The following is a 12,125-nucleotide window of genomic DNA, read 5'->3' as shown; positions in this document are numbered from 1 at the left end:
CACCTCGGTCATCGTGGAGTACGCGGTGACAGAGCATCCGCCATGCCACCCAGCGCGTGCCGCCCGGTGGCCGGTGTCCCTGGCAAGACTTGCAGGCAGCCGTGTCCTGGCATGCGTTGCGAGCAGGAATGGACGGCAAGGATTGCCAGGGGGCTGGCAGGGATTGCCGGCAGGGGACGCCCGTTCAGGGGCGCGGCGTGGCGCAGACGCGAAAGCCGATGAGGGCTTCTCGCTGCGTTCGTTCCACGCGGTCCCGGTTGGCGGTGTGGGCCGTCAGGTCGCTCTGGTACCAGCTTCCGCCCTGGGCGGACGGCTTCTCCGGGGCCACGTCGGAGCGCGTCCACTCCCACACGTTGCCCACCATGTCGTCCACGCCGAAGGGGCTCCGCGAGCGCGGGTGGCTGCCCACTTCGTCGGGGCCGAAGCCCCAGGGCTCCCGGCCATAAGTGGCGTCATGGTTGGCGTCGTCCGGCGCCAGCCAGTCGCCCGCAGGGTAGCGGCGGCCGTCCGCGCCTCGCGCGGCCCGTTCCCACTCCCGCTCCGTGCACATGCGCGCGCCTGGCACCTGGCCGGTGCGGCCCAGCCACGCCACGTAGGCCAGGGCATCGTCGAAGGAGACGGCGGACACGGGGAAGCGCAGCCAGTCCTGCTCCTGCCGACGGTCCCGCTTGCCGTAGCGCAGTCGTTCACCGTCCCTCACGCTGTAGCTTGCGGACGCGGGGCGCAGGGTGAGCCGCCAGCGGCCATCTGGTTCGTGGGCCAGGTCCACCACGGTGAGGCGGCGGCGCGAGCCCGGCATCCGCGCGGCGCGCTCCTCGGGGGGCAGCGTCTCCAGGAAGGCGATGTACTGCGCGAACGTCACCTCGTGCCGCGCGATGAGGTACGCGCCCGTGTCCACGCGATGCAGTGGCGGCGCGAAGAAGAATGCACGCCGCAGATATTCGCTCTCCGACGCGCCCTGGAGGAAGCGTCCGGCGGGGATGTGCACGAAGCCCTCGGGTACCAACCCCGCGGCTGGAAGGGGCACGTCCAGCGCCAGCCGCTCGCCGGATGCGAGGAGCACGGGGACGCGCACCGGAAACCGGCCCGGCGCTTCCATCACCAGGAGGTGGGACCCCGCGGGCAGTGCCACCTCGTGCAGGGGCGTCTGTCCCAGGTCGCGTCCCGGGACGGGCTCTCCCTCTGGCGTGGGCTCCAGCAGCCGCACGCGAGCGCCCGCGGGCTCACTGGTGAGCGTCAGCCGTGCCGGTGCCGTCAGCCCCCGGCGCAGCTCGCCCATGGGGTCGTGGGCCCCGAGCCGCGCGAGCCACTGCGCGCGCTGCTCGGGTTGGCGTTCCTGCTCGGCGAACTCCACGCGCGTTACCAACAAGTTGGCCATGAGCGGGCTCACCCGAGGGTTTCCGGGCGCCAGGCCCCAGGCGGCCTCCAGCTCCGACATGGCGCGCAGCGCGGTCTCCTCCACCGCCTGCCGGGTCTGTTGGGCGCGGCTCCACACGGCTTCGGCTGCTTCGCGGTTCTGAGGGCCCGGCGTGTCGAACAGGGTGAAGGCTTCGGCGCTCAGTTGGTCCAGCTCGGCGCGGCGCATGTCCAACGCGACCTGCTGCACCTTGGCCTCGTCCAGGTGGCGGTTGATGCGGGCATCCAGTTGCGCCCGGGCCTGCACGCGCGTGACGCCCACCACGCCTCCCAGCACCAGGGGCACCAGGGCCACGGCCAGCCAGCGCGTCACCCGGCGCCGACGCACGGCTCTTCGTGAGCGGGAGAGGAAGTCGCGCTCCCGCGGTTTCTCGACATGGGAAAGGCCCGCGGCGCGGCTCTCGGTGAGCTGCCGCTCGCCGTAGAGCAGTTCGGGCGGGTGGCCCAGCCGTTCCCACTCCGCGGCGGCGCGCTCCAGGCGCATTCGCACGGCACGGCGTTGCTCGTCCTGCCCCAACCACCCGCGCAGGGTGTCCCAGCCGGTGACGAGGCTTTCGTGGGCCAGCGTGTACACGCCGTCTCCGTCCTCCGCCTCGCCCGCGGTGAGCAGCCGGCCGCGCACCAGTCCGTCCAGCACCGCGCGTCCGGCGTCGTCGTCGGGGCCACGCAGCAGCTCCTCCTGGGTACGGCGCAGGCGCGTGCCCTCGGGCGTCACCAACTCCAGGAGCATTGCGCGGGCGCGAGGCCGTTGCTCGGGCCGGAGACGGACGACCACGGCGTCCGCGTGACGGGCCAGCGCTCCTTCCACGCCGCCCAGGGCCTCCAGTGCGGCGGCGGGGATGAGCTGGCGTTGGGAATCTCGTGCCTCCCAGAGTGCCTCCAGCGCGAACTGGAGCAGGGGCAGTCCTCCCTCGGCCCGGGCCGCGGAGGCGACCAGGGCGTCCACCATGGCGGGGCTTTCGAAGCGCATGCCCAGCACGCGGACGGGGCCTGCCACGGCTTCTCGCAGCCCGTGTTCGGAGAGGGCGCGCAGCAGGTGGAGCGCGCGCGGCAGTTCATCACCCAGACCCGGGAGGGCCACCATCCGTGTGAGGCAGTCGCTGCGAGCGGTGGTGAGGAGGCGGAAGCGGGGCGCGCGGCGCAGCACCAGGGCCAGTTCCTCGGCGAGCCGGGCCGCCTGCGTGGACTCCGAGAAGGTGACGAGCTCCTCGAGCTGGTCGATGAAGAGGAGCAGGGGTGGAGCGTTCGTTGGCCGGCGGCGCAGGGCTCGGGCCAGGACGCCGGGCTCCTCGGTGGTGAGGCGTGCGCGCAAGGCATCCGCGCTCTCTCCGACCACGGGGGCTAGCAGCTCCACCCAGGTCTCCAGCGGACGGCGCCCGGGTGTCCCGGAGATGACTGCCCAGGCGGGCCCGCCATCCTCCAGGCCGCTCTGGCTGACAGCAGGGAGAATGCCTGCCCGGCACAGCGAGGATTTGCCCACGCCGGAGTCGCCCGCCAGCAGGACGAAGGTGTCGCCGCGCAGCCGGTCCAGGACCTCTCGCAGCTCGGGTTCGCGGCCGAAGAAGACGCTCCGGTGCGCGGCATCGAAGGCCCGCAGTCCCAGGTAGGGATTGCCGGTGGGGATGGCACTGGCGCGCGTGGGCGTGCTGAGCGCTTCGAGTGCTTCCCGAAGTGCGTCACCCGACTCGTAGCGCCGGGCCGGGTCCGCGTCGACGCATCGGTCCACGATGGCGGCGAAGGCTGGCGACAGCCCTGGTGCGCGCTCGGAGAGAGGCGGTGGGGGACGCTCCTGTATCGCGGCCCCGAGCTGCTCCAACGGTACGCCTTCATGGGGCGCGTGGCCCGCGCACAGTTCGTAGAGGAGGATGCCCAGCGCATAGACGTCGCTGGCCCGGCTGGCGGGCTCACCGCGCCACAGCTCGGGTGCGAGATAGAGCGGCGTGCCTGGAACGAAATCCTGGCGGGCCTCATCGGCGCGCGGGCCGGTATCGCGCCCCAGCATGACGGAGAGTGGCCGGGTGTCCGTGGGGCGAGGGCCCGGCGAGGACACCGCATCCGTGACACCCGGCGCGGCAGGCAGCCGGGTATCCACGGGCCGTGGCCCAGGCATCGGCCGGGTGTCTTTGGGGCTCGGCCCTGGTGAAGCCGGAACGTCCGTGCCCGCCGCCGAGGCGGGAAGCTCCTCCTCCGCGAACGCGGACTCCGCGAGTCCGAAGTCGAGCAGCTTCACCTCGCCGTCCTCGGACAGGATGGCATTGGCGGGCTTGATGTCGCGGTGGAGGATGCCGCGCCGGTGCGCCGCGGCCAGCCCTCTGGCGAGCCCAAGGCCCAACGCGAGCGCCTGCTGTGCATCCACCGGCCGCTGCAACCGGTCCAGCGGCTCTCCTCGGATGAGCTCGGACACCAGGTAGGGCTGACCGCGCACCTCGCCGACGCGGTGGATGGCCACCACGTTGGGGTGCTGGAGCCGGGCGATGGCGCGTGCCTCCTGGAAGAAGCGCGCGCGCGCCGCCGCGTCCGGCAGCCGGCCCTGCGCCGTGGCGATGAACTTCACCGCCACCTGCCGGTCCAACAGCGTGTCCTGCGCCAGGAACACCTGTCCCATGGCGCCGTGCCCCAGGGGGCGCAGCAGCCGGTACTCCTCGAACTCCGCGGGGGGATCCAATCGCCCGGAGGAGGATTTCATCCGATGGGCGGCCCCTTGCGGGAGGTGCGGGGTTGCAGTCCAAGCTGCTTCAGCTTGAACGAGAAGGTCCGGATGGGCATGCCAATCATCGCCGCCGCGCGAGTCTGGACGCCCTCTGCCTCATCGAGCGCCTCCTGCATGCGGCGGCGCTCCAGGTCTCGAATCTCCTGGGCCAGGGGAACCCGCGTCTTCTGGGGCGACACCCGTTCGGCCACCGCGGGAGGAGGCCCCAGGTCCTGCGCGGGCGCGCTGGCGCCACGAGGCTGCAGGCGCGAGGGAAGGTGGTGCGGCTCCACCACGTTCTCCGGCACGGCGGCCGCCGCGTAGTCCATCAGGTTGCGCAGCTCGCGCACGTTGCCGGGCCACGCATGGCGGGACAGGGCGTACAGCGTGCCCGCGGACAGCTCCATCTCCTCACGGCCCAGCGACTGGCATGCCCGGGCGAGGAAGTCGCGCGCCAGGAGCGGCACCTCGCGCGGGCGCTCTCGCAGCGGTGGCAGCAGCACCGTCGCCGCGCCGAGCCGGAAGTACAAGTCCTCCCGGAACCGCCCCGCAGCCACCTCCGCTTCCAGGTCCCGGTGCGTGGCGGCCACCACGCGCAAGTCGATGGGGCGCTCCCGCACGTCGCCCACGCGGGTGATGCGGCGGACCTCCAACGCGCGCAGCAACTTGGCCTGTGCGGAGGGGGGCAGCTCGCCCACCTCGTCCAGGAAGACGGTGCCGCCCTGGGCGCTCTCCAACAGGCCCACGCGTGTGGTGTTGGCCCCCGTGAAGGCGCCGCGCTCATGGCCGAAGAGCTCGCTCTCCACCAGCCCCTCCGGCAGGGCCGCGCAGTTGATGGCGATGAAGGGCTTGTCCGAGCGCGGAGACCAGTGGTGCACGGCGAAGGCGGCGTTCTCCTTGCCCACACCCGTTTCACCGCACACCAGCACGGGCAGCTCGCTGGCCGCCAGCCTGCGCAGCAACGTGAAGAGCTGCGCCATGGCGGGGTCCGCGACCAGCACGGTGCGGTCCGCCAACGTCAGGCGGGTGATGCCTTCAGCCGCGGGAGCCCACGCACCGGACACCGCGGTCCGGGCCGCTGCACGCGCCGCCGCCACCAGGGACTCCGCGTCGCAGCCGTCCGAAGGACAGGTCGCGATGCCCAGGCGCCCCTGGGGACACGCAGCCAGCAGCGCACCGACGCGCTCACCCAGGCCATCCTCGCCCGGCTCTCCGGAGACCTCGGGCATCATCCACAGCAGGTGAGAGCTGTCCAGCCAGCCCGCGGCTTCCGCGGGGCCCGCCTCCGCCGCCAGCAAGGCCTCCGCGGCTTCGTGTCCCACGCAGCCCTGCTGCGGCAGCGCGAGCACCAGTGCGGTGAGCGGCCGGCCATACCGCAAGGCGCGTTCCGCTTCCTCTCGCAGCCGCGCCATCAGCCGTTCCGCCTGGAGCGGGGCGTGCGCGGGCGCGGCGCGTGCACGCGTGCGCACCACCGCGACCACCGCGCCAAAGGACACCACGTCACCGGACAGCAGGGGCTGTGCGGTGTCCACGGGGCGGCCGTTGAGGGTGGTGCCGTTGTGGCTGCCCAGGTCCACCAGACGCGCGCCTTCCTCCGTCAACACCAGACGCGCATGGCGGCGTGACACGCTGTCGTCGCGCAGGCACAGGTCGGCCTGTTCGTCGCGGCCCACCAGCACCACGCCTTCGGCGGGAAGGGCGAACCGAGACGTCGAGTCTCCCTCCAACACCAGGAGATACGAGGCGCCGGAGTCTGAGGATTCCGGCGCGCTCCCAAGAGGGCGCGTGTCGCGGGCACTGGGCTGTGAATGGGCCATGTCGGGCCTGAGAATGCTGTCACGCCCACACTGGACCGGGCAACCGGGGGCCCGCCCGGACATGCGCCGGCTCGGATTCCACACGTCTGGGTGGCTCATGGTCGCAGCGTCATGGGAAGAGACTCCCCCGCACGCGAGAGGTAGATGCGCGAGGCCAGCCGGCTTCCGTCGTCCGCGAGCCGCATCACCGCCTGTCCCTGCAGGCCGTTCACCATCAGCAGGGATGACAGCAATTCCGCGCGTGCCTCGGCTGCGTCATGCTCCACCTCCAGCACACACATCCGGGTGCGGCAGTCCACGCGCGTCAGACGTGAGCCCGCGAAGTCCGGACCGCTGAACGCACGGGTGACGAGCGCCTCCGTCGGTCCCGCCCATTCCCTGTCACGCGGCTCGGTATGGGCGGCGGCCTGCAGCTCGGCTTCCAACTCCTGTCGCCGCTCCTCGCGAGCAACCTCCAGCGTGGCCAGGGTTTGCGCGGTGGGCGCTGCCGCCCGGGTTTCGGGCGCTGCCGCCTCCTCGGGCCCGGGCAGCGGCGCGGGGCGCCCCACGGACTCCACGCGTTGCAGCAGGTGCCCGTGTCCCCGGCGCAGCGCCTCCAACTCCGCGCGCAATGCCCGCACCTCCGACGTCAGGTCCGCTGGGGACCCGGGCCGGGCCTCGGCGGCTTCCGCGCGCGCCGGTGTGGCTTCGGGCGTGGCCCCCCACATGCTCCACCCACCGGCGGCGGCAACGGCGGCCGTGGCCAGACCCAGGAGTCCCCAACGAACCTGTCGCATGGTGGCTACTCCGTGACGACGAAGCTGGCGAGGACGGACGCGTACGTGCTGGAGCCGCTGGTGTACTGCCCCGGCAGAACGCAGCGCAGGCTCACGTAGCCGTTGATGTTCGCGAACACCGACGGGAGGTTGATGGAGAAGGAGTTGTGGTTGGCCGTGTCCGCACCCCAGCTGGAGCACGCGGAGGACGAAGCCAGGGAAGTGCCGTCCTTCTCGGCCACCGTCGCGGTGCAGCAGACATTCTCCGTCAGGTGCGGGTCCAGCGCGGTGACGCTGACGGACAGTGATTCATTGAGGGAGGGCACGGCGACGTTGCGCTGAATCGGGCAGACGACCTCGAGCGTGTTCGCGTTGGAATTGAGGAGGCGGCCACTGCGGAAGACGGTCGGGCTGTGGAATCCCGAGACCGACGTGCAGAGCGCGCCCGAGTAGGTCGCGGTCCCCGCGAAGGCGGGCAGGGTGCTGAGCATCGCGAGCGCGGCAACGGACTTCGACACGAACGAAAGCGACTTCTTCATGGAGCTCTTCCTGGCTTCACGCCCTCGTCGCGGCACCGCGTCATGCGGGCCGGCGGAGCGTGGCGAGCAGGGGAAGAGCAACCCGGATGCCAGCCATTGCACGGCGTCCGTGCCTGGGAATCCATGGCAGGTGAAGCAGATGTTGCCGCGCCCGCGCCATTCCGGTGCGGCAAGGCTTGCCAACCCCGGCAGGACTTGCCGTTTCTACGGCGAGGTGGCGGGCGGTGTCTGGGCGGCGGTGGTGGGGGCCAGCCGATGGAGCGCCGGAGGTGACGCGCTCAGCGCCCCCACGTAGAGGCGGCCGTGAAAGCCTTCCGCGAGCGGCTGCGGGAAGAGCCGCACCCCGGAGGCGATGTCGGGCTTCTGCCGGACCTCCTTCGTGGGACTGATGGCGAACACGTTGCACTCCACCGCGTCCCACACGTTGAAGCGGCAGGAGAACTGCGTGCCTCGCGTGAAGCCCACGTCGAGCGCGCGCACTGACGGGAGGACCTGGGCCAGCCGCGCTCCCAGCGGCGCATAGTCGCTGTCCCAGTTCACGCCCGCCGTCCGCACGTGCGTGCCACCCGCGAGCACCAGCGTCCAGGCCTGGGCGCGTGTCTGCTGGTGGGCCAGCAGGTGCCGGGCCATCTCCGCCTCGCGCTCGTTGCCCTGGGCCTTCTCGGCGTCGAAGGCCACCACGGAGATGTCCTTGCCAGAGGCGCGCAGCCGGCGTGCCTGTTCGATGAGCCAGAGCATGGCGCTGCTGCTGCGGCCGTCCTGATAGGTGCGGCGCCAGAAGGGGCTCTCGCTCATCATCGTCTGGAGGTCCTGGAACTGTCCCGGGCTCGCCAGGTAGGTCTCCAGCAGCGGCTGCTCGGAGGCGGGCAGCGACAGCGCCAGCGTCACCGGCAGGCCCTGGGCCGTGGCTTCACAGAGCATCCGCAGCGCCGCCGCGGGCAACTCCCGCGTGCCCAGGGGGTCCGCCAGCAGCAGCACGTGCCCTGGCGCCATCAGCGGGCCGGCGCCGTCCACCGGGGTGCCACACTCCGGCGCCTGTTGCGCCTGCTCCGTCTGTCCTCCTTCTGGCGTCACGGAGCGGATGGGCACGGGCGCGTTGCTGCCCACCAGTTCCAGGGCGGGCACCATCTCCAGCCGTTGCAGCAAGGTCCGCTCGATGTCCAGGTCGCGCACGCCGCGCACCATTCGCATGCGCTCCATGCCCGGCGCGTTCTTGAACGGGTCCTCCATGGGCACCGCCCGGGGGCCATTGGGACCGTTCGCGTAGGTGAAGGCGTCCCGCGTGGCGTCAAAGGGATGGGCATCCAGCACGGCGAACATGGCCGCCTCCCGCTTGCCCGCCGCCTGTGGCGGAATCTCCAGTTGGGTCTCCATCTCGTTGTAGCTGAGCCGGAAGACGCGCACGACGGTCTGCCGCGGCCCCAGCCGCTCGCCCTTGATGTAGTAGCGCTCGATGGTGCGCAGGCCCGGCATGTTCTTTCCGGGCTCATGGGCCGAGGAGAACATCTCCAGCCCGCCTTCCTTCTCCATGACGTCGTAGCGCTGCTCTTCCAGGATGCGGCGCGCCACCATCATCGCGTCCTCGGCGGGGACGATGTACACCAGCTCTTCTTCCGGCGTTTCGTACTCGCCCGTGTCCTCGTTGGCCGTGGCGCCGAACCCCCGGCTCAGCGTCGCGCAGCCAGCGCACATCAGAGTCAGTCCCATCAGCGCACCGTGAAGCCGCATCGAACCCTCCTCAGGGCCGTGCCTCAGGCAAACGGCCTGGATGTCGGGCTGAAACGCTCGGCGCCCACAACCATATCGGGGGTATCCACCCGGTGCATTGGTGTCCGGCGCTCAGCTGTAGTGAACTACCTCCGTGCCGGTTCCTTCCTCCGCCCCCGCTGTCGCATCCGCGTCGCGTCCGGTGGGGCCGTTCCAGCTCCTCTCGCTCGGCGTCAATGGCATTGTCGGCGTCGGCATCTTCTTCGCCCCGGCGGAGGTCGCCGCGCTGGCGCCGGGTGCCAGCGCCATTGCCGCCTTCGCGCTCACCGGGCTCGCGTTGATTCCGGTGGCGCTGGCCTTCGCCGTGCTGGGCCGGCGTTTTGACGCGGACGGCGGGCCCGTCCTCTTCGCGCGCGCGGCCTTTGGAGAGCGGGCGTCCTTCCTGGTGGGGTGGGTGGCCTACGTCAGCGCGTTCCTGAGCACCGCCGCGGTGGTGGCGGGCCTCTCCCAGGCGGTGGCGCCCTCCCTGGGCCTGGAGGGCGCCCTGGGGCGGTCGGTGCTCGCCTCCGTCCTCGTCACGGCGCTGGCGGGCGTGGTGGCGTCCGGCATCCGCGTGTCGGCGGGGACCTGGACGGCGCTCACCGTCTTCAAGCTGCTGCCGCTGGCCGCGTTGCTGGTGGCCTTCCTGGCGCTGTCGGGGCCACCTCCCGCCGCGGCGGTGGCCGCGGGCCCGGTCGTGGACGTGTCGTGGCTGCGTGCGGGGTTGACGGTGATGTTCGCCTACCAGGGCTTCGAAATCGTCCCGGTGATTGCGGGGCAGGTTCGCTCGTCGTCGCGCACCGTGCCGCTGGCCACGGTGGGCTCGCTGCTGGTGGCGGTGCTGCTGTACGTGGGCCTGGTATGGGCTTGCGTGGCCGCGCTGCCGGAGCTGGCCTCACAGGCCGCGCCGCTGGCCGCGGCGGCGGGCGTGTGGGGCGGGCCCGGGCTCGAAGGGTGGGTGAAGGCGGGCACCAGCGTGTCCGCGCTGGGCATCTGCCTGGGGATGATGGTGACGACGCCGCGCTACCTGTCCGCGCTGGCGTCGGGCGCGCACACGCTGCTGGGGCTGGACGGGATGTCCGCCGGAGGCGTGCCGGTGCGCGCGCTGGCTGTCACCTGGGCGCTGGTCCTGCTGTTCGTCAACCTGGGCGACCTGTCGGAGCTGTTCGCCCTCTCCAGCATCGCGGTGCTGATGCAGTACGGCGTCACGTCCGCTGCGCTGGCCGCGCTGGCCTGGCGGCGCGAGCGGGGGCTGCGTCCGCTTCACGCCTTGCTGGCGGTGCCCACGCTGGGGCTGGGACTGACGTTGGTGGCCTTCGGCGCCAACCCGCGTGAAGGCGTCACCATGGCACTCACCCTCATCGCTGGCGTGGTGCTGCTGCGGCTGTCGCGGCCCCGGGCTTCCGAGCCGTCAGCGGCGCTTCGCGGCGAGCCGCTGTAACGGACGAAGCCGCCGCCTCCCCATGTCGCGGGAGGGCGGCGGCTCCTGAAGTCCGGCGGTGCGGACGTCCGTTCCTAGAACTGGTTCCAGAGGAACTGGTTGGTGACCTCGTGGTGGAACTTGACCTCCGAGTACTTCACACGGGTGCCCAGCTGCTTCGGGCTGCGCTCGGCCGTGGTCGTCTTGAGCTCGGCGAACTTGCTCTGCACGCCCTCACCCAGGATGGACGCCACGAACTGGCTGCCCTTGAAGATGCGGATGGCGTCGAAGATGTTGTCCGGCAGGAAGCGGGTGCGGCTGCGCTTGGCCTCCGCGTCCTCCTGCGGCTGCGGGCCCTCCAGGCCGGTGCGCAGCAGGGTGTAGAGCACCAGGTAGGGGTTGGCGTCCGGCGCCACCGAGCGGCACTCGATGCGCGCGCTGCGCTCGTTTCCGAAGGGGATGCGCACCATGGCACCGCGGTTGTTGGCGCTGGCCTTGATCTGGTTGGGGGCCTCGAAGTGCGGGTCCAGGCGGCGGTACGCGTTCACGCTGGAGTTGAGCGTGAGGCAGATGTCATTCGCGCTGGTGAGGAGGCGGTCGATGAAGTCCCAGCCCATGGGGCTGAGGCCGTCCGGGCCGTTCTGGTCGTGGAAGAGGTTCTTCCCGCCCTTGGACAGCGACAGGTTCATGTGCATGCCGTTGCCATTGACGCCCGTCACCGGCTTCGGGAGGAAGCTGGCGGTGCAGTCCAACTGCGCGGCCACCTGGCGGCTGAGCAGCTTGTAGAGCTGAATCTGGTCGGCCGCGATGAGGGCTTCGCTGTACGAGAAGTTGATCTCGAACTGGCTGGGCGCCACTTCGGGGTGGTCCTTCTCGTTCTGGAAGCCCATGGCGCGCTGGGCCTCGGCCACCTTGTCGATGAACGTGCGCAGCACGTCACCGGGCAGCGAGTGGTAGTAGCCGCCGGTGGAGATGAAGTCGAAGTGGCCCTTCTCGTGGAAGTGGTGCTCGGCGTCGCGGCCCTTGAAGAGGAAGCCCTCGATTTCAGGCGCCGCGTGAACCACCGTGCCGTCTTTCTGGTACATCGACTCGGTGAGCAGCTTCAGCCTGCCACGCAGGTCGGAGTGGTACTGCGTGCCGTCACGCTCGTGCACCTCGCTGAACACCAGCACCTTGCCCGGACCGAAGATGTCCGAGGGCAGCCAATAGAAGGCGCTCCAGTCGATGTTCAGCCGCAGGTCACTCTCCTGCTGCGCGGAGAAGCCCCGGATGGAGGAGCCGTCGAAGGTGAGGTTGTCGGCGCTCTTGATGAGGAACTTCTTGTCGTAGTCCAGCATGTGCAGCCGACCCTCGAGGTCGGTGAAGCACACGGTGACCGCCTTGATGGCGCGTTCCTTCGTCAGGTACTCGATGCGCTCGTCACGGAGCTTCTCCGACGCGGTGTGCTTGAGGCGCTGCTCCTTGACCTTGAGGTTGCGCTCCTCGAGCTCGTCGTAGGGAATCTCCAGGAACGTCCGTAGCCCCTTCGCGTCCATTGTTCGTGCCTCCCAGGCCGGATTCTTCGCCGTCGGTGCGGCGGGATGAGTCCGTGGGCCCAGGTATTTACATTTGCCGAGCGGAAATCAAGCCCAAATCTGGAGATGTGGAGCATAAAATCTTGGCGATGAAACCTTCGGAGCCCGCTGGATGACACTCACGCCTACCAAGGGAGCCCTCGGATGGATGGCCGGGGGGGCACTGGGG

7 protein-coding genes are annotated in these 12,125 nt (G+C 70.8%); 1 reads left to right on the top strand and 6 read right to left on the bottom strand.

What is annotated here, in order from left to right:
* Positions 1–184 precede the first annotated feature (184 nt).
* From FMQ63_RS21080 to FMQ63_RS21060, 5 genes are all read right to left on the bottom strand, one after another.
* Positions 185–4,102, bottom strand: coding sequence for an SUMF1/EgtB/PvdO family nonheme iron enzyme (locus FMQ63_RS21080; RefSeq protein ID WP_011551027.1), 3,918 nt, complete (start codon positions 4,100–4,102; stop codon positions 185–187).
* A complete protein-coding gene (locus FMQ63_RS21075) occupies positions 4,099–5,835 on the bottom strand; it encodes a sigma-54-dependent Fis family transcriptional regulator (protein WP_020478151.1) in 1,737 nt (578 codons plus the stop codon). Before FMQ63_RS21075 ends, FMQ63_RS21080 begins: the two co-directional genes overlap by 4 nt.
* A 182-nt stretch (positions 5,836–6,017) precedes the next feature.
* The gene (locus tag FMQ63_RS21070) at positions 6,018–6,698 is read right to left on the bottom strand and encodes a hypothetical protein (protein WP_011551029.1); all 681 of its coding nucleotides are present in this window, start codon (positions 6,696–6,698) and stop codon (positions 6,018–6,020) included.
* Positions 6,699–6,703: 5 nt separating this feature from the next.
* Complete coding sequence (locus FMQ63_RS21065) at positions 6,704–7,216, bottom strand: hypothetical protein (protein WP_011551030.1); 513 nt, start codon at positions 7,214–7,216, stop codon at positions 6,704–6,706.
* A gap of 204 nt (positions 7,217–7,420) precedes the next feature.
* Positions 7,421–8,944, bottom strand: a complete 1,524-nt coding sequence (locus tag FMQ63_RS21060) for a hypothetical protein (protein WP_011551031.1) — start codon at positions 8,942–8,944, stop codon at positions 7,421–7,423.
* A 181-nt stretch (positions 8,945–9,125) separates the two neighbouring features.
* Here FMQ63_RS21060 and FMQ63_RS21055 point away from each other — a divergent pair, with 181 nt between their 5' ends.
* Positions 9,126–10,403 (top strand): APC family permease, encoded by a 1,278-nt coding sequence (locus tag FMQ63_RS21055; RefSeq protein WP_011551032.1) that lies wholly within the window; start codon positions 9,126–9,128, stop codon positions 10,401–10,403.
* Between the two features lie 74 nt (positions 10,404–10,477).
* On the opposite strand, the gene FMQ63_RS21050 is transcribed toward FMQ63_RS21055, so the two are convergent.
* Complete coding sequence (locus FMQ63_RS21050; RefSeq protein ID WP_011551033.1) at positions 10,478–11,917, bottom strand: glutamine synthetase family protein; 1,440 nt, start codon at positions 11,915–11,917, stop codon at positions 10,478–10,480.
* Positions 11,918–12,125 lie beyond the last annotated feature (208 nt).

This window comes from Myxococcus sp. CA005 (genome assembly GCF_006518205.1).
Classification (GTDB): domain Bacteria; phylum Myxococcota; class Myxococcia; order Myxococcales; family Myxococcaceae; genus Myxococcus; species Myxococcus xanthus.
This window is presented reverse-complemented; position numbering and strand designations above follow the sequence as displayed.